At 52.9% G+C, this 17,588-nt stretch carries 16 protein-coding genes; 12 read left to right on the top strand and 4 right to left on the bottom strand.

Going from position 1 to position 17,588, the window contains the following annotated elements; all coding sequences use genetic code 11:
- The first annotated feature begins 552 nt into the window (after window positions 1-552).
- The gene (locus AM329_RS17775; RefSeq protein WP_032608163.1) at window positions 553-1,188 is read left to right on the top strand and encodes a LuxR C-terminal-related transcriptional regulator; all 636 of its coding nucleotides are present in this window, start codon (window positions 553-555) and stop codon (window positions 1,186-1,188) included.
- A gap of 6 nt (window positions 1,189-1,194) precedes the next feature.
- On the opposite strand, the gene AM329_RS17770 is transcribed toward AM329_RS17775, so the two are convergent.
- The 4 genes from AM329_RS17770 to AM329_RS17755 are packed head-to-tail and all read right to left on the bottom strand — an operon-like array spanning window position 1,195 to window position 6,112.
- Window positions 1,195-2,259 (bottom strand): fimbrial protein, encoded by a 1,065-nt coding sequence (locus tag AM329_RS17770; RefSeq protein WP_022650114.1) that lies wholly within the window; start codon window positions 2,257-2,259, stop codon window positions 1,195-1,197.
- A 15-nt stretch (window positions 2,260-2,274) separates the two neighbouring features.
- Window positions 2,275-4,767 (bottom strand): fimbria/pilus outer membrane usher protein, encoded by a 2,493-nt coding sequence (locus AM329_RS17765; protein WP_032608164.1) that lies wholly within the window; start codon window positions 4,765-4,767, stop codon window positions 2,275-2,277.
- Window positions 4,768-4,782: 15 nt separating this feature from the next.
- Window positions 4,783-5,475: a molecular chaperone gene (locus AM329_RS17760; RefSeq protein WP_001223973.1), complete on the bottom strand. Its 693-nt coding sequence runs from the start codon at window positions 5,473-5,475 to the stop codon at window positions 4,783-4,785.
- 52 nt (window positions 5,476-5,527) lie between these two features.
- On the bottom strand, window positions 5,528-6,112 hold the full coding sequence (locus AM329_RS17755) for a fimbrial protein (RefSeq protein WP_022646579.1): 585 nt from the start codon (window positions 6,110-6,112) through the stop codon (window positions 5,528-5,530).
- A 374-nt stretch (window positions 6,113-6,486) separates the two neighbouring features.
- On the opposite strand from AM329_RS17755, the gene AM329_RS17750 reads away from it, so the two are divergent.
- The 11 genes from AM329_RS17750 to AM329_RS17700 all read left to right on the top strand — a co-directional run bounded on the left by AM329_RS17750 (window position 6,487) and on the right by AM329_RS17700 (window position 17,586).
- Window positions 6,487-7,299: a winged helix-turn-helix domain-containing protein gene (locus AM329_RS17750; RefSeq protein ID WP_022650116.1), complete on the top strand. Its 813-nt coding sequence runs from the start codon at window positions 6,487-6,489 to the stop codon at window positions 7,297-7,299.
- Between the two features lie 18 nt (window positions 7,300-7,317).
- On the top strand, window positions 7,318-7,788 hold the full coding sequence (locus tag AM329_RS17745; RefSeq protein WP_032608166.1) for a hypothetical protein: 471 nt from the start codon (window positions 7,318-7,320) through the stop codon (window positions 7,786-7,788).
- Between the two features lie 227 nt (window positions 7,789-8,015).
- Window positions 8,016-8,639: a common pilus major fimbrillin subunit EcpA gene (locus AM329_RS17740; RefSeq protein WP_003860995.1), complete on the top strand. Its 624-nt coding sequence runs from the start codon at window positions 8,016-8,018 to the stop codon at window positions 8,637-8,639.
- Between the two features lie 45 nt (window positions 8,640-8,684).
- Entirely contained in the window at window positions 8,685-9,362 is a 678-nt protein-coding gene (locus AM329_RS17735) for a hypothetical protein (RefSeq protein WP_022650117.1), read from the top strand.
- Between the two features lie 6 nt (window positions 9,363-9,368).
- Window positions 9,369-11,963: a CS1-pili formation C-terminal domain-containing protein gene (locus AM329_RS17730; RefSeq protein WP_032608167.1), complete on the top strand. Its 2,595-nt coding sequence runs from the start codon at window positions 9,369-9,371 to the stop codon at window positions 11,961-11,963.
- On the top strand, window positions 11,941-13,539 hold the full coding sequence (locus tag AM329_RS17725) for a hypothetical protein (RefSeq protein ID WP_023315112.1): 1,599 nt from the start codon (window positions 11,941-11,943) through the stop codon (window positions 13,537-13,539). Before AM329_RS17730 ends, AM329_RS17725 begins: the two co-directional genes overlap by 23 nt.
- Window positions 13,540-13,545: 6 nt before the next feature.
- Entirely contained in the window at window positions 13,546-14,199 is a 654-nt protein-coding gene (locus tag AM329_RS17720; RefSeq protein WP_006812468.1) for a hypothetical protein, read from the top strand.
- A gap of 73 nt (window positions 14,200-14,272) precedes the next feature.
- Window positions 14,273-14,467, top strand: a complete 195-nt coding sequence (locus AM329_RS17715) for a hypothetical protein (protein ID WP_022646586.1) — start codon at window positions 14,273-14,275, stop codon at window positions 14,465-14,467.
- Window positions 14,468-14,490: 23 nt separating this feature from the next.
- Complete coding sequence (locus tag AM329_RS17710; RefSeq protein WP_001196016.1) at window positions 14,491-14,676, top strand: hypothetical protein; 186 nt, start codon at window positions 14,491-14,493, stop codon at window positions 14,674-14,676.
- A gap of 67 nt (window positions 14,677-14,743) precedes the next feature.
- Entirely contained in the window at window positions 14,744-16,840 is a 2,097-nt protein-coding gene (locus AM329_RS17705) for a peptidase domain-containing ABC transporter (protein ID WP_032608168.1), read from the top strand.
- A complete protein-coding gene (locus AM329_RS17700) occupies window positions 16,837-17,586 on the top strand; it encodes a hypothetical protein (RefSeq protein WP_003860969.1) in 750 nt (249 codons plus the stop codon). Before AM329_RS17705 ends, AM329_RS17700 begins: the two co-directional genes overlap by 4 nt.
- The last annotated feature ends 2 nt before the right edge of the window (window positions 17,587-17,588 follow it).

The raw sequence follows: 17,588 nt of genomic DNA, 5'->3' as shown, positions 1-17,588 counted from the left end.
GAGTAAACAGTCCATATAAGAGAAAATGGCGGTTCGCACTCTCTTATTAAAAGAATAGCGAGCACTTATTTAAATAACGCGATGCGATGGCATCAATGTAAGCCAATACAAACCGTCGAGTAAAGCTTATGCCAATTATTAGAGGAAGATAAAATTGAAAAAGGGTTTTAATGGTATATGCAATTGTTTTAATCTTCTAATAATATTCATGCCAGATTTTTATTCTGTAAATGAGCGGATAATAAGCATCGGACGGTTAATTAATGGGGTTAATCAACCGATTTTTCAGTGGCTTAATGCTATTTCTGTAAGAAAAATTGTGATCGTGGCAGAGTTATCGACAAGGCTTTATCTGCAAGGGGAAACAGCGCGCAGAATAAAATAGAATTTTTTCTATGAATTTAATGACCTTGTTCAGATTTTTAAGCCTGAGAAGGATAAAATCCTGGCGCGAAGAGGTTGTGAGTGGTATGTACATAAACTATTATCATTTCCCTCCGGTCACGAAAATTTAGAAAAGACATGAATAATACTGAACGTATCGTAAGGGTAATGGTGTTTTACAAAATAAATATATTTAAAGAGATAATATTCCGGGCGCTCCAGGATCTTTTACCCGATTACGTACTGAATATTACTCAGGTCGATTCCACAGAACAGGCACTGGCGGCGGTGGCGGATAATAACGTGGATGTTTTCTTCACTGAATTTAATTATCTGCTTAATCATAAAGAGTGGAGTGCGGAGGTCAGCAGCCGTTTTACATCTTTATGTAAAACCCATCACGTCAGGCGTGTTCTGTTGGTGCCCGAGCTGCCTTACGGGCTGTTAAAAAAAGTTCTGGAGATGAAATTTGAATTAACCATCAGTCAGCAGGATGAATTGACTGAACTGAAAAAGGAATTACCCGCGTTGCTCATGGCGGACGGGCAAAAACCGTCGATCTCTTCGTGGCTCAGGCGGGTAATGCGGTCCGGCTCCCGGGCGCGCTCCATCCTCTCGGCCAGAGAGTGGGAGGTGCTTCATCTTATTGTGGAAGGATTTTCAACGACGGAGATTGCCCGTCATCGAAACCGTTCGGTCAGTACCATTGCGACGCAGAAGCATAATGCGATGAAAAAGCTGAATCTTTCCAACCACAGCGAACTGATTAAGTATGTGCAGACGGTTGGAAAGATGGAGGAATAGTCCACATCAGGGGTAGATAATATTCAGCGTAGCCGATGTATTGATCTTACCCTGGCTCACCTGGGCGGGTGCCCACACGTAATAGTACGCCGCCATCGGAAGGGTGAAATGTTCGTCCAGCGCCGCGCCAGCCGCCACGCTGAAGATCATTGTGGCGTTGCCACGGCTGGTGGTCGAGGTAGAGAAGGTCACCGGCGTTTGCGGGGCGTCACGTTTTATCAGGCGGAGCCCCACGCCCTGCGCCGCGCTACTGCTGCTGTCGATCAGCACCGAGCTGTCGGTCGAAAGCAGCTGCGTGCTGGACAGAAACATCTCAATTGCCCGATCGGAATTGCCATTAACCCCGACGTTCTGACAGCTCATGTTCAGTGAAAAAGGCGTAAGCCCCGGCTGTGAGGATGCACTGAGCTGGGGAATGCCGAGCGTCGGCAGCGCCACGGTCAGCCCCGCATTATCAAAGGAACAGGTAGTCAGTTTCGGCGCGTATTTGATGATCATCGGCTGACCAAACATATCGCGGTTGTCGTAAGGCCACTTGAACCCGCTGAATAACCACTGCGCTATCTTGATGACCTGATTGATTGGCCAGGTGATGATTTCCCAGATAGATAACCCGCTCATGTCGCTGACGAACAGAACGTCGCTCATGTTCGCCGTATCCCCCGTCAGGGTGGTGCCGCTCTGGTTAACGAGGGTGAAGCGAACCGTAAACGGTGTATTCAGCTCAGACGCCGTATGGCTACCGCTGGCAGACAGGGTTTTATTGGCCGGGGGATTGGTGATCTCCGCCCGCACCATATACTTGTTGTTGCTGAATCCGAGGATGGTGGCGTATTTGCTGTCGGTCGAGAGGATCGGCGTGTAAGAAAATTCGCTATTACCCGTCGTACAGTTGAACGAGCCGCTGTACTGGGTGGTGAAGCTGCCGGTCCATGTGGGCGTGGCCGGGCTCAGCTTATCCGATAAATCAATGGTAATCGGTGTGCCATAAACGATGCTGCTGCCGGAGCAGGTGGCATAGCTCATCCCGCTAACGCTGGTGAGGAGCAGGAACATGAATGATCGTAACATTTTGATAATCCGTAATTAATGGCAAACCGATGAGGGGCTGTTCAGCCCCCAGGCCGGGGAGGAGATTTCGCACTTTCCGCCGCGGAGATGCACGTTGAGCGCGCGTGGCGGCCGTTCAGCACGGATATACAGTACGCTGGCCTGTCCGACATACCCGACAGATTCACCATGTTCATCCAGCACTTCGGTGCCAAAGGGCAGCGGTTTGCCGTCGGCGCGCGTCGCATGAAGTACCCATGACTGGCGCTTGTCGGTTTCAAAGCGGATATAGCTCACCGCCCCGTCGTAAGGAGCCACGTTAGCCATATTGCCGATCACTTCCGCGCCAGCGCTGTTTTCAGTTTCAGTTAACGTAATGGCGTTTTTGCGATACGGGGTGGCGTAAGGCACCAGCGCCACGCCATCGCGGTTCGTCATAATGCTTTCATCGCCGTTCACCATCAGCCCCTCCGCCTTTGGCGCATCGACGATAGTCATGGTTGTGCCGGTTTCGTTTGAGGCGAGAACGTGCCACGGGTAGGCCACCAGGCTGCCGCGTCCGCTGAGCCCGGTCTGGCGGTAGTCGGAGGATTCGCTGTAAGAGCCACCGAGTGTTGCGAAGTTCGAACGGTACGCGGCGTTAACGCTTGCCGCATTTTTACCCCCCCGCGCATTACTGCCGGAGAGGGTGTAGCTCAGTCGGTTCGACGCCAGCGCGTTCCCGCTCATGCTGATATTGCTCTGCTCGTAATGCGAATCGCTGGCCGTCAGGCTGGAGGTGATCCACGCATTATTATCAAACAGCGAGAACGGCAGGCTGAGGGAGAGGTAAAGGCGCGTCTCTTCTTCACTGTCCCTGTTCCGTACCCGGCTGGCCGACAGGGTATAGCTGGCGCGGCCGATGGCGTTGGAATAGCCCATCTGGTATTCGCGCGTGGTTTGCTGTGAGTTCCAGTAATCGCGCTGTGTGCCGGAGACAAACACCGTGCCCCAGTTATTGAGCAGGCGCTGATTAAGGTTAAGCGTAAAGGTATTCTTGGGCTGCGCCGCGCGCATGGCGTCCCAGGTGCTTAGCGACATGTCGGGCGCAACGCCAAACCGATCTTCATAGTCGTCGTACTGCGCTCTCAGGCGCTGATACCCTTCGCGCGAATAGAGCGCGTCGCTGAAGCTGTAATAGCCTTTAGTGGAATAGCGATAGGCCGCCAGGGTGAAGTTGGTGGCGGTGGTATCGATAAATTTGCTGTACGACACGCGATAACTCTGACCGCTGCTGGTGCGATCTTGTAGGGTGGTTTTGGCGTGGGTGACATCAAACGAGACCGCGCCAAAGGGAAGGTTCCACCCGGTACCGACAAGCCCGGCCTGGTAGTTATCGCTAATAATCGTCCCGGTATACCCGGTGATGAGGTTATTAAACCCGTAGCGCAGCGTGGCCTGCATGAATGCGGGTTCGGCATCGAGCGTGTTCTGATGCACTTTACCCGCCACCACGCTGTACTGACTCACCCCTTCTTTTAGCATCCCGGGTACGGCGGAAAACGGCACCGTGAAGGACTGCTGTGAACCGTCCGCTTCACGCACCACCACCAGCAAATTGCCCGCGGAGCCGGTAGGCTGAATGCTGTCGAGGGTAAACTGGCCCGGCGGCACATTCTCCTGATAGATCACGTTGCCATTCTGGATAACTTTCACCAGGGCGTTCGTCCGTGCCACGCCGTGAACCACCGGTGAAAAACCCTGCTGTGAATTTGGGCGCATCTTCATGTCCGACGCCAGCGACACGCCGCGCACGCGCAGGGAATCAAACAGATCGCCAGGAATATAAAAGTCACCCAGCGTCAGGTTGGATTTCAGCGAGGCCAGGGGACGGCGCAGGTAGCGGGTATTATTCTGCCAGCTACTCTCTCCGCTGGCCGTTTTCCGCCAGGCGCTGCTGTCGCGAAACTGCCAGCCGAACAGGTTGGCGCCGGAATCCAGCCCGGCATAAAAATCATCATTTGTGTCTTTCGCAGCGCCTTTCGCGCGGGTGTTGTACCAGGTCGTGTTCCACGAGAGCATCAGCGCCGGTATCCCCTCGTCCCAGAACTGGGGGGCAATGTAACCTTCTTCAGTACGCAGCACGGCCGCCTGCGGAACGGTAAGCGCCAGACTCAGAGTGCTGGTATCGGTTTTGACTTCACCGCCCTGAACCAGATCGCGCAGCTGAACCTGCCCGTGCGCAATGGCGGGCGCAGGCACGGACGTGGTGTTGATGCCAAGCGACCGGGCATCTTTCCAGGCAATGCGGATGTCGTCACGCTGCTCGCCGTAGATGACGGTATAACGTCCCTTCCAGCTGCCGTTTACGTAGATATCCATCTCCTGGCTGCCGGCAGGCATGGCGTTGTTTTCGGAAAAGCGAGACAGATCGGACTCACCGGATGCGCCAGCAAGCAGGGAGGGATCAAACGAGACGGCCCCTGATTTATGCGAAAGCAGAAGCGTGCAGACTGCCAGCAGACAGAGTCTGTTTTGTTTCATTTTCATGGTGAGTCTTTCCGATCACTGACTGGTGAAAGTCCGGGTTTTATACGCGCCAAGATCGTCCACATACATCAGCTGGAAGGTCTGTCCGCGCTTAACCGTATTTTTTGCGGCGACCGTCAGCTGCCCAAACGGGGAAACCATAGGGGACTCCTGGAGCAATTTCGTTTTACCCAGCGAAATATTGGCGACCGTAATATGGAACGGACTGTTATTTGTAATGCGAAAGCGATCGCCTTCGGCGGCGAGCGTCAGTTTCGCCACCGCGTCATCCAGCGTGCCTTTCAGCGCAGCGGGCCGGTAAAAAAGTTTGATACGGGATTTAATCGCCAGCTGAACGGTATTCTGGTTTTGCAGATTTTCAGGTCTGGGCGGAATGTCGAGAACATTCAGGAAAAAGACGGATTCGCGATCCGCAGGCAAGCTGGACGGCAGCTTTTTAATACGAAGCTGTTGGCCATTATGTTCGTTAACCTTTATCACTGGCGGCGACAGCAAAAACGGCACATTGGCTGTTTCCGGCGTGGAATTAATATCACCGTCATCTATCCAGGATTGCACCAGAGCGGGCGCATCGCCCGTATTCATTAACTGGACGATCACCTCTTTGTTATTTTCAGGATAAAGGACACGGGTGCCATTAATGACAATATTGGCCCATGAGTGACCGGTGCTTAGCAGTAAGCCTGCCAGCAAAATTGCCTTGCGCATGATTGCAACCTTAAATACAGGCTCTGCGAAAACAGAGCCTGAATAATCATTATTACAGGTAGGAAATGGTATACGTTACGTTGGAGCTTAACTCGCCCACGGTGGCGGCAGCGGCGTTCGTTTTATAATAATAAACATCCAGCGTCAGCGTCTCGGAATCTGGCGCGGTCGCTGTACCCATAATATCCGTGGTGTAAGGCTGGTTCAGGGTAATTGGCGTAGACGAACCTGGCTCCACTAACGCAAAACCGACATTACGTGCCACGCTGGCATCGCTTTCGTTCACGCTGTTATTCAGCAGGTATTTACCGTCAGTGGAAATATTATCCGCGCTGGAGAAATACACTTTCAGCGGGGTGCCGGTCGTTCCGGCTGCTGGTGAACAACCTGAGAAAGTCAGCGCAATAGATTTTTTATTCTTAGTGATCAGGCCAACCGTGGTGCCTGCATCTTTTACCGAAATAGGGGAAAGCGCAACGGTAAAGTCTGCGCTTTTACCGCCGTTAATGGTACAGGTTGTATCGGTAATAGCGCCGGTAAAGTTAATAATACCACCCGCTGAATTGTCTGCGGCCACTGCGCTGGTAGAGGCAATAGCAGCGGCCAGCAGTGATACGGTCATGATCGATTTGAACATGATAAACTCCATGAAGATTTGTGTTATTTAAAATGAATGTTAATCGGCTACACATGTCCCTGATGTACCGGCTAGACGCATGGCGACTCGGGAGAATGCTTTGACGATATTATGTTGCACTAAAAAAGTACATAACAAAACATTATTCCAACAATTTCTAAAGTTTAAGATTATAATCTTGTGTGTTAGTTTTTTTTAATGTTTTAACCTAAATGCGTTGGTTCAAATATTTTTATTAATGATTTAATAATTGTTAATTAATGAAGCTTTATGAATTCATCTCTCAATTAATATCACGCGACTTGACCACACAAACTTTAGACTTATTATTGCCTGGCAAATGCACATAATTTTAACAATGGCGTAATAATAATATGAAGTATCTCATTGATCTTACAATGCTTTATGAAGTCGACACCGGTATGATCATGATTAATGGAGAGGAAGAGTCATCCATTAAGTTATCTAACCAGGCGGGTCGTCTGCTTTATGAACTTATCATCAATAATGGTAAAACTCTCGACAGAGACGACCTGATAAAGAAGGTCTGGGAGGATCATGGTTTCTCTGGTTCTTCGGTGAGTCTGAATGTTGCCATAAGTGAAATCAGAAAAGCATTTCGTACATTAGGATGCGACCCTTTACTGATAAAAACGATACGTGGCAAGGGATTTAGCCTTGCCGCGCATATTGAACACCACACGGTCAGGCCGCCGGTTGTTTCAACGCTTAGTGAACAATCTGCCTCTGAATCATTCGATACGCTAGCGCATAAGAAAGATGCCGATCCGCCTAAACAATTAATATCGCTGCACAGACTCTTTATTTCTCTCTGCACCTTATTACTGATTACCGTTATCGGCACCGCTGTTTTACTGTTGCACCAACGGGATTCCTATGCCGAGAGCCTGAAAGATTCTGATATGCATCTGCTCGGTAAAGTGGACCGGTGTACGGTATACCTGATCGATAAGAATATGTATCAGCCGCGACAGCACTACTTTAATCACGTAAAAGAGGTCATCGCCAGTCAACATATCGACTGTCAACATCAGGTTGCAGATGCTTACTATTCCAGGTTTAAAAAGTCGCAGATAGAAAATTATTTCCTGGCCATCTGTTATCAGCAGGACAGTATCGACGATTATAAGAACTGCATTTCTTACAGAAGCCTGACCGGGAGTTAAAATATGTCAAGGACTAAAATGAGTGTACTGTTCAGTATCGTACTGGCGCTGTCTGTCATCGCGTTGTTATGGATCTATTTTACCAGAGCGCAGGATGAGGGGTTTGGCTGCCAGTCAGATACCATTTCCTGGAAAACCTATTCCACGGGTGAGTCAACCGATATGTCGCTAACCACGCTTTTCCTGTTTAACAACAAAGATGTTGTGACGGTTATTCATAAAGGCGTGCTCAAGAAAGAGGGCAAAAGCTACCTGATTGACCGAAATTACACGCTCAGCGTGGAAAAAGTCGATGGAAGCAATATCTTTTATATTAAGGATAAAAAGCTGAATAAATCTGAAGATGATGCGGCGCCGGATGGCGTTGTAAACGAAATGTTACTTGATAATATCAACTTCTTCTATATTACCAGCGTAAAAAAACATGCGTGGTTAATTAAGGGGCTGGTGTTGCCTGTAATGATGTGTGTGGCTGTCCCGACGTCCTGATATTTCTCTTTATTAAAAAATCGATATTTATCTATTACTCGGGAAAGTGAGTAATTTACTCAATACGTAACAATAAGATACGAGAAATTTATTTATATTTTTATTGTTGCTCTCCGTCGAGTGAATTTTTCTGTATTGCCTCGTTATTTTGCGGCTGTCTATACTCCGCCTCGAAAAAGGGGCTCCCCTTTTTATACACGTGGATTCTTTTTTGAAGGACTAAATAAATGAACAAACTGAACGCTATCGTTCTGGGCTCCCTGCTGTCTGTTTCTGCCCTGAGCGCAGTTAATGCAGCAGAAACGACGGCTTCTGCCACATGGCAGGCAACCGCGACCAAAGACAGCGAATCCGATCTGGTTGTTACGCCAACGCGTGCTCTGAACTTTGTTTACAGCGCCAACACCAAATCTTTCAACACCGACACCGGTCTGTTTGATGTGGCTATCCGTGGCGATCACTCTACGGCGACCAGCTTCAAACTCGAAGCTATCCTCGACGATTCAAACAACACGCTGTTCAGCGTGGGTGGTGAAGCGACCAAGCTGAAAGTGGGTGCGCGTTGGGGCGGTAACGACCTGGGCTCTATCGGTGGCACCGTGGGGGCGAAATCAACCGCATGGACCACGCTGGTTGATTCCTCTTCTAACACCGGCGTCTCTTCTGGCCTGTGGAACCTGACCACCAGCGCAGGCGCGGCGGCAGATACCGAAATTACCGGCCAGGACAAATTCGTCTTCTACGTTGACTCCGCTCAGGACAATGCCGGTACGGCGAAAGAGTTCAAAGACCTGACCAACAGCCTGTGGGAAGGGACCGTGTCTGTTGCGTTCCGCGCAACCTGGGGCTAAGGCCTGATCGATCCAGGGGCGCAAGCCCCTGTTTAGGGAAATAGCATGTTTAACCTCAAATCCGCCTTCTTATTTTTATTATTTATCTCTTCCTCCGCGCTGGCCATTAATGTGGGAAAAGTCACCACCATTATTTCTGCGGATGCTGACTCCACCGCCAAGGAAATAAAAAACGAAGCAGACAGCGTGCGTATTGTTTCTGTTCGCGCACAGCGGATCAGCAGCCCAATGGATGAAGGGATCGTCATTAATCCGGAGAAAGTGGACGAACTGTTGCTGACGCCCACGCGCATGGTGATGCCCGCCGGTACCAGCAATATAGTCAAATTTTACTATCACGGGAACGCCGATAACAAAGAGCGTTACTACCGCATTACCTTCACGGATGAAGGGGTAAGCGAAGAGGTGGACAGCGGTTCGCCAAAAAACGGCACCGGGATGACGCGCGCGGTGGTGAGCACCATTCTGGTGGTTCAGCCCCGGGATAAGAAGATTGATTTCGTCTATGTGGCGGGAAAAATAACCAATAAAGGGAACACCTCGTTTCGCGTCAATGCGACCGGGACCTGCCTGAAGCCGAATCCGGAATCCCCCGGCACGCCGTGTAGCAAAAACTTCTACCTGATGCCAGAGACCTCGCGCGCTATCGAGGATATCAACGTTACGGATAACCATTTTCATCTCGGAATATGGGACCTGAAACAGTTCATTCCTGTTAAGTAAGGATGCATGGTGAAAAATAAATTAGTGTTGCCGGTGATGATGGCTTGCGCATCCGGCACGCTGCCCGCGCTTGCGCATGCAGCCTCAAGCTCCGTGGTTATCGCTAATTACCGTTTTCCCGACTCGCTTTATGCACTGCTGGAGCAGGGGATCAAAATTCCCGTCTATCTGGTGAATACGCGTCCACACTCAGCACAACAAGGGAACCACGAAGGCACGGCGAGTGAATATGTTCGTATCGGTGACGTGACGCTCTTTGCAAAAGATCTGAAGCTGGGGCTGAGGGACGTTCAGGTCCAGGAGTCTGATAACGGCATTCGTCTGTCAAAAGAGATGCGGGCGTTACTGCAAAGCATTAACGATAAGCAGTTTGATGACCAGATGCGTATTCCGGTTAGCGCGGGTTCGGCGTTCGAACTGGATCAGAAAAAAATGCGCCTGTTGCTGAATCTGTCGCAGAGCGACTACGGGGTGAATATTCGCCCGCGTGAGGTGGATATTGATGCGCCGGAGTCTGACGACCTGAGCGGCACGTTCTCCTACAACCTCGGGGCGTATCACACCGAGAGCGGCTACGGTGACAGCTGGTCGTCGGGCTATCTGAACGCGAGAAACTGGATCTCAATGGGCGTCGATCATGTGCTGATCGATGGCTCTGGCTACGTCAACGAGAGCAGCAGCGATACCCAGATGAACGCGGTTATGTGGGAGCGCGACTATCAGGGGATGCGCTACGCCGCAGGCATGCTGAACGGCTGGGCGATGCAGTCTCTGGCGAGCGTCAGCGGGATTTCCGGCGGTGAAGTCTACGGCGTTTCCATGGGCAACCAGGCCAACTCCCGCAAACGCGATAACACGCTCTCTCTGACGCCGGTGGTGGTCTATTTCCCCACGGCGGGCGAGGCCCGTATTCGTCGTGACGGGCAGCTTATCGGCATTCAGCGCTTTGACGTCGGCAACCATGAAATTGACACCAGCAGCCTGCCCTACGGGATCTACAGCATCGAAGTTGAGGTGGTGAGCGGAAGCCGCACCGTGTCGCGTAACATGTACACCGTAAATAAGCCGTTCTCCAGCAACGTGTCGGAAACGCTGCGCTGGCAGATGTGGGGCGGGATGTATAGCCGCGATAAATCCGTCGTCAATTATAAAAAATACGCGAAACGCAAAAACGAGCAGGACAACACCTACTACTACGATTACGACACCAAACATAAAGACACCATGTCGCTGGTGGGAGCCTCGTTCAGCAAGCGCAGCGGGATGGTCGACTGGAACGCCTCCACCTACATGATGCGGGAACACATCGTCAGCGAGCTGTGGGCCTCCCTGAACCTGACGGGCTATTTCTCGGTGAATACCCAGACCATGGCCGCCTCCGACGGAACCTATCGCGCCAACTATGGGGCGAATCTCAGCCTGCCGTGGCAGATCGGCTCGGTGTGGTACTCCCATGAACAGCTCTCCAGTGGCAAGTTCCTCGATATCTATGAGAGCAAGGGCAATACCTGGGGCGCCTCCTTTAGCCTGCCGTCGTTCGGTCTGCCCTCGGCGGGCAACCTGAGCCTGATGCGCCAGGAGGACGACCTCTATCGCTATAAACGCTATCAGCTGGACTACTCCCAGGGGTTATACGCCGGTCGCTACGGTACGGCGCGCCTGCGGGTGGGAATGTCGCGCAACAAATACGACGGGTATTACGAAGAGAAAGATCGTTACGTGATGCTCGATTTCGCTATACCGCTCGGCAATACCGTGTCGGTTGGCGTTTCCCACAATCGCGATACCGGCACGGCGCTGAACGTCAGCGCCAGCCGCCAGTTTGAAGGCGATTACCTGAAATCGGCTACTGCCAACGTCTCAAAAGCCTTTAACAGCCGCCAGGATCGCAGCGTAAGCGGCGGCGGCAGCGTGAACTTCGACACGCCGTGGAACAGCAACATCCTCAGCGTCCAGAGCGGCATGAGTAAAGGCTGGAACTCCACGCTGACCAGTGACGGCAGCGTGGGCTGGTCCAAAGAGGCCATCGCCGCCGGGAAAGGCACCGAAAGCGCAGGGGTGATTGTCAGTACCGGTCTCAAATCTGATGAAGCGCTGACCCTGAAGCTTAACGGCCGGGCAGAACGCATCAAAGGGGATAAGACCTGGCTGTCGCTGCCGGCATACCAGGCTTATGACCTGGAAGTGATGAACAGTGAAACCGGTACGGAAAGCTATGAGATTGGCGCGAATGCGCGTCGCCATATCACGGTTTATCCGGGCAATACCGTGGTGATGAAGCCGCAGGTGAAGAAAATCGTCACTCTGTTTGGTCGTCTTGTGGATGCAAACGGGGCCCCGATTGGCGCCATGCAGATCAAAAACCACGTCGGGCTGACCCGGACGGAAAACGACGGACGCTTCGTGATCGACGTTGATAAGAACAACCCTGTCCTGAGTATCGCCACGCCGGACGACAGCGTCTGCGAAGTGCGCCTGGACATCGAGTCTAACCGCGGTGCGCTGTGGCTTGGGGACATCTCCTGCGACAAAGGCGATTTCGTCTGGCAGGAAGCAAAAGGAACGCAGGAACGTGACGATGAAAAAGATATTCGCTCTTAATTTACTGCTGATGAGCGCGGCGGCCCAGGCGCAGGAGCTGCCCTATTTCGCCATTAATAACCCGGACAATAACGGTACGGGAAACAGCGCAGGGCTGTTTAGTCTGAACAGCACGTCGACCGCGTTTTTACACGGTTCGCGCGAGTGGCCGACCCTGAGTGCGAAAACGAATAACGGTATCGCCACTTACATCCCGGACAACAGCTTCAACGGCCCGGCAGGCAGCGCGTTAACTATCGACTTTTCGGTGACCGGTTCCAGCGCTTCTCCGTTCTTTAAAGGGACGGCGTGTTCCTCGTCCTGCGGCAACACGGGGTACACCCCGACGACCAGCTATACCGACACGTCGATGGTGGTTAAGCCGCCGGTGATGGAGCCCGGCACGTCATACGGGCGCTGGGTACTGGGCGATCCGTTCTTTAACTATTTGCTCAACGCCGCGCCAGGGGATGAAGTGACCATCACCTCCACGCCGCAAATCAGCTCAATCAACAAAGTGACCACCACCAATACGCTTCACAAGGTGGGCACGCTGACCATGACCAACTCCAGAGCGCTTAACCTGGGTATTGACCCGATCAGCGGCGAGGTGACGATTGTCGATGGATCAACGGGGGCCACCTGCACCAAGTACACCCGTAATACGGTCTCTGGCGTCCTGTGCGACCTGCTCGAATACACGTTTGTTGGGGAAGATATCTCCGGTTACAACGGAGGGCTGGCGCTCACCTCTTCCCGCGTCAACAGCGTGCTGCAATCGCACATGAGCGGCGGCACCGGGCTTGCCGCCGAGCTGACCTTCGATGAAAACACCTGGTACAGTATCTCCGGCGGTATCCTGAGCGATACGCGTGTCCTGGCGAACACCTTCCTTGCAGCGCCGCAGAAAAACGGCGGCAAAGCGTACCTTAAAATCTTTTTGCCGAAAGCGTTAATTCTGAGCGTGGCGCAGGCGGGGGACGGCAGCAACATTGGCAATATCGTCAGCCTGTGTCTGACGCCCGGCAACAGCTCGCTGGCGGCGGATTTCTGCTTCCAGCCGGGGGGCGGCCTGGTGATTAACCCTATCGAACCCGGGCTGGAAATTGTGCCAGACAACCCGGATTACACCCTCGATCCTGACGGTCTGGGCGGCTCAGGGAAAGGCATTATCGGCGAAGCGCCTATTGAGATCCCCTACACCATCACCTACAGCGGGGCGCAAAAAGATGCGGCGATTGCGGTCACGGTAAAAGTCACCGGGCCTACCCAAAGCCTGAATGGGGTGGACTACTGCGCCTTTAGCGGCAACGGCTTTACGGTTCCCATTCCGGGCAACGTGCTGGTGGGGAAAAGCCAGACGCTGATGGCGCACAACTGTAAAGGCGAAGTACTGTCGATCCCGGCGCCGGCCACCCATGCGGAAGAGTGGGACAAAATGAGTTCCGGCGTGACCGATATGTGGCTCTGGAAAACACCGCTGATCCTCCAGTTCGTTATGGATAATCCGGTATCGAAAACCACCTATGACGGAAATAGCTGGTTTGGTGAAGTGACCGCGCAGGGAAGAATAGATGTTAGCGCATCCTGGAATTAATCAACCATGACTGGAAAATTCCTGGCTATTTTTGCAATAAATTGCTTCATTTCCACAGGGGCAAATGCTTTAATTATCGAAAGTCTGAATATTGATTTTCTTCCCGAAAGAGAAGTTGTTTTTCAGCCGATAAAAAACGATACCAGCGAGCGTCAGAATTATACCGTGTCGCTTATTCAGGTAGACGTTCCTAAAGAGAAGGGAAAAGAAACCGAAATAAAAGACGGCGAAGTCATGTATTCGCCTAAGCAATTAACGCTGGGGAGCGGTGAACGCGCGGGTTTTAAATTTTATTATACCGGCCCGCATGACAACAAAGAGCGATACTATCGCGTAAAATTCACCGAGACGCCGCTCCAGGCAAAGGTGATCACGCGCAAAGGCCAGCGCATCCAGTCGGATGTGGTGGTCTCGCTTGAGGCTATTTTGATTGTCCGACCATGGACACGACATTTTGATTATGCGTTTAGCAACGGGGTGGTGAGTAATACCGGGAATACCTATTTTAAATATGTTTCCTCGGTCGGGTGCAGTACGCAATACAACAATTCAAAATATATTCCACCGGGGCAACGGCTGGAAATAGATAATGCCGGGCAGGCTGCAAGGCGGATGATTATTTATGGCAATAAAATCATTCCGCTGACCACCTGCCCGTAGCAACCGCTTTCCTTCATAAAAGGAAATTAGCCTTTAGCATCATGCTAAAGATCCATCACTACAGGAGATAAAAATGAAAGCGATTTCATTCGTAGAAGCGAAAGACATTATTGGCGGCGCGTTAAACCCGTTCGCTGGTCTGGTTAAAGGTGCACAGCTGGGTTACGACACCGGCGCCAGCATCATGGGCATGGTTGGCGGTGTGGTTGGCGGAGTTCTGGGTGGCGCAATGGGCTTCCTGGGCGCGCTGGTTGGTAGCTACAACTAATTCACGTTAACAGGAAAAGTATCATGCAAGTTATCGATTTCAAAAAAGCACAGGCCATCATCGGTGGTTGGGATCCGTTTGCTGCCGCTATTCAGGGCGCAAGTGCGGGCTATAACGCGGGCAGCCAGATGTTAGGCGCGCTGGGCGGCACCATCGGCGGCGTATTCGGCCTGGTGGGCGGCTTCATCGGCGGTTTCTTCAGCGCCTAAGCGAGAAGCACGTTGTACGCATGGCCCGCATTGCCGGGCCATTTTTTTATTTCAGCCACGGATCATTATGTTTTCGCTCTTTCAGTATAAAAAACAGGGTAAGACCCCTGTTATTCGCCAGCATGAATTTACCGAATGTGGACTGGCCTGCCTGGCGATGGTGTTGGGGCACTACGACCACCATGTCTCCGTCAGCCAGCTGCGCCGGGAGATTTCCGTTTCCGCCGATGCGGGAACCTCAATGGCGGAATTGATGACCCTTGCCAGCGATAAAAATATGTCTGGCCGGGTGCTTAAAGGCGAAATCACTGAAATAGAAACGTCTGAGCTGCCGCTCATCGCCTTCTGGCGCGGCAACCATTTCGTGGTCATCGTGAAGATCGACAGCCGCAGCGTGACCGTTCACGACCCGGCCAGCGGCGTGCGTCGTTACCGTCTGAAAGAGGCGGAAAAACTCTTTTCCGGCTATGTGCTTGAGCTTAAGCCCACGCCGTGCTTCGAAAAGAAATCCCCGGATGAAAAGCTCACGCTTGGCCGTTTAGCCAATAAATCTCCGAGCCTGTTCCAGCGCCAGCTGCTGCTGTTTGTGCTCTGTATTTTTACTCTCATCACCATGCTGGCAAGCCCCACCTACGTGCAGCTGATTATGGATGAGGCCATTTCCCGCAGCGACAGCGATCTGGTGATCCTGCTCACCGCGATCTTCGCTATCGTCTTTATCTTTGAAGTCATCGGTAAATTCCTCAAGCAGCTGCTTGAGATCCTGATGCGTAACATTGCCTATGACGATTTAAGCCAGTCCGTGCGCCACTACATGCTGCGCACCCAGACCAGCTGGTTCCGCTCGCGCCCGCCGGGCATCGTGCTGGCTATTGAGAAATCGCTCCACGCCTGCGCGGAGTTCATCAGCAATGGTTACGTGCAAATTCTCTTTTCCAGCCTGATCGCCGTCACCAGCCTGCTGTTTATGCTGCTGTATAACGTCAAAATTGCGCTGCTGACAATGCTGCTGATGGGCGTGTTTTTTCTGATCCGCTTTTCGCTGATCGGCCCCTATCAACGCGCGGTGGATGACTCCATCGAGCGCACCGCCCAGTATGAGTCTCTGCTGGTGGAGACGCAGAAAGGGATCATAACGCTCAAAGCGAACAACATGGAGCAGGCCCGGGATGCGGTGATGGACAAATCCCAGCGCGAGCACATCGCCGGGCTAATGCGTAAAGAGCGGCTACTGGCCCGCTTTGACGTGGCTTCGCTGCTGGTGATCAATGCCGAGCAACTGCTGGTGGTCTGCTTTGGCGCGTGGCTGATCCTGGAAGGGCAGATGAGCATCGGGATGCTTTACGCCTATATCAGCTATAAGCGCTATTTTTCCGATGCCATGGTGCAGGTGGCGCAGAAGCTGCTGGACAAAAATGCCCTCAAGGGGCCGCTGGATCGCGTGGGCGACCTGCTGTTTGCCCCCTCTGAAACCAGCCAGTTTGGGAAGCGGATTGTCACCTCGCCGGTCTGTCTGCAATTTGAGGATGTCTCATTTGCCTATCCTGGCCGGGAGGCCACACTACAGCATATCAACATGACCCTGAAGCAGGGCGAAGAAGCGGTGATTGTGGGCCAGAGCGGGTCGGGAAAAACCACGCTGCTGCGTCTGATCTCCGGCATGCTGCTGGCATCGTCTGGCACGCTGCGGATCAATAAGATCCCCATTGACGAGTGCGATCTTTCCTCGCTGCGTCAGCACATCCGCATCGTCCATGCGGACGATATTCTCTTCACCGGCTCGATTCTGGACAACATCGCCTGCTTTGACAGCGCACCGGATAAAGAGCAGGTCATTGCCGCGTGTCGGCTGGCGGAGGTGGATCACGTCGTCGCCCGGCTGCCGCACGGCTACGAAACGGAGATGCTGCCGGGGAACACCTTTTTCTCTGCCGGGGAGATGCAGCGTCTGGTTCTGGCGCGCGCCCTGTACAGCCAGCCTAAGCTTCTGCTCTGTGACGAAGTGACGGCGAATCTGGATAAAACGACCGCGCAGAAAGTGCTGGCGAACCTGCGTAGCCTGGGGATTGGCCTGGTGTTTGTCACCCACTCGCCGGACGTGGTGGGCTGTCAGGGGCGTCTCTATACCATGGAAAACGGCACCCTGCGGGAGAGTGAGCAATGATGCTTTTGCCGCGTCTCTATGCGCGACTCTGCGCGCGCCAGGCCGGGCGCACGCTGCTGGCAAACCGGATCACGCAAAACTACAGCCAGTTTATGCGTTGCCCGGAGGCCGATGTTCCGGCTGATTTTCTGCATCAGAATGCGCATGAGCTGAGCGGGTTTAACTTCGTGGAGCAGATCTTCCCGCCCGCGCTTTGGGCGCGCAACGTTAGTTTTGATCTGCACGGGTACGTGGCGCAGTGGACGCGGGAGCAGGCATTTTACAGTTCATCTCGCACCCTGCTACTGGGCATGCGCTGGGCGGGCTTTGGTCTGATCGTGGATGCGCTGCTCGCCACCGCGCCAGCCGATGTGCGCTTTCAGTTTATTACCCGTCACCCTGCGCTGCATAAGCTGATGGCCGCGCACGAAGGCCGACGCGCCAGCTCGTTTTTCGCCCCTCACCGCCTGGTGACGGTGCTGCTGATGGACGAACGCCTGCCGGATGCGCCGCTGTTCTCCACCCAGGCAGGGGATCAAAAGGCGTGGTTAACGGACGTCTCAACGCGGTTTTTATCGCGCTATGGCTACAGCGTCCGAACGCTGCTGCCGATCTGTTCGCTGCACGCGGCGGAGTTTGGGCTGGAGAGTCAGGCGTATGCGCCGGAGGATTACCGTCAGGCCGCCGCCGACACGCTGAACGCGCTGCGCAAAACCCCCACGCTCTGGAGTGCATGGGATGATCTTTCAGTGATTTATCATGGATGACA

This window comes from Enterobacter cloacae complex sp. AR_0002 (genome assembly GCF_001922365.1).
Classification (GTDB): Bacteria; Pseudomonadota; Gammaproteobacteria; order Enterobacterales; family Enterobacteriaceae; genus Enterobacter; species Enterobacter hormaechei_C.
This window is presented reverse-complemented; position numbering and strand designations above follow the sequence as displayed.

What these genes read in the sequence shown, in the direction of transcription:
- AM329_RS17775 (WP_032608163.1), top strand. Translation starts at nt 553, where the DNA reads ATGGTGTTTTACAAAATAAATATATTTAAAGAGATAATATTCCGGGCG.
- AM329_RS17770 (WP_022650114.1), bottom strand. Translation starts at nt 2,259, where the DNA reads ATGTTACGATCATTCATGTTCCTGCTCCTCACCAGCGTTAGCGGGATG.
- AM329_RS17765 (WP_032608164.1), bottom strand. Translation starts at nt 4,767, where the DNA reads ATGAAAATGAAACAAAACAGACTCTGTCTGCTGGCAGTCTGCACGCTT.
- AM329_RS17760 (WP_001223973.1), bottom strand. Translation starts at nt 5,475, where the DNA reads ATGCGCAAGGCAATTTTGCTGGCAGGCTTACTGCTAAGCACCGGTCAC.
- AM329_RS17755 (WP_022646579.1), bottom strand. Translation starts at nt 6,112, where the DNA reads ATGTTCAAATCGATCATGACCGTATCACTGCTGGCCGCTGCTATTGCC.
- AM329_RS17750 (WP_022650116.1), top strand. Translation starts at nt 6,487, where the DNA reads ATGAAGTATCTCATTGATCTTACAATGCTTTATGAAGTCGACACCGGT.
- AM329_RS17745 (WP_032608166.1), top strand. Translation starts at nt 7,318, where the DNA reads ATGAGTGTACTGTTCAGTATCGTACTGGCGCTGTCTGTCATCGCGTTG.
- AM329_RS17740 (WP_003860995.1), top strand. Translation starts at nt 8,016, where the DNA reads ATGAACAAACTGAACGCTATCGTTCTGGGCTCCCTGCTGTCTGTTTCT.
- AM329_RS17735 (WP_022650117.1), top strand. Translation starts at nt 8,685, where the DNA reads ATGTTTAACCTCAAATCCGCCTTCTTATTTTTATTATTTATCTCTTCC.
- AM329_RS17730 (WP_032608167.1), top strand. Translation starts at nt 9,369, where the DNA reads ATGGTGAAAAATAAATTAGTGTTGCCGGTGATGATGGCTTGCGCATCC.
- AM329_RS17725 (WP_023315112.1), top strand. Translation starts at nt 11,941, where the DNA reads ATGAAAAAGATATTCGCTCTTAATTTACTGCTGATGAGCGCGGCGGCC.
- AM329_RS17720 (WP_006812468.1), top strand. Translation starts at nt 13,546, where the DNA reads ATGACTGGAAAATTCCTGGCTATTTTTGCAATAAATTGCTTCATTTCC.
- AM329_RS17715 (WP_022646586.1), top strand. Translation starts at nt 14,273, where the DNA reads ATGAAAGCGATTTCATTCGTAGAAGCGAAAGACATTATTGGCGGCGCG.
- AM329_RS17710 (WP_001196016.1), top strand. Translation starts at nt 14,491, where the DNA reads ATGCAAGTTATCGATTTCAAAAAAGCACAGGCCATCATCGGTGGTTGG.
- AM329_RS17705 (WP_032608168.1), top strand. Translation starts at nt 14,744, where the DNA reads ATGTTTTCGCTCTTTCAGTATAAAAAACAGGGTAAGACCCCTGTTATT.
- AM329_RS17700 (WP_003860969.1), top strand. Translation starts at nt 16,837, where the DNA reads ATGATGCTTTTGCCGCGTCTCTATGCGCGACTCTGCGCGCGCCAGGCC.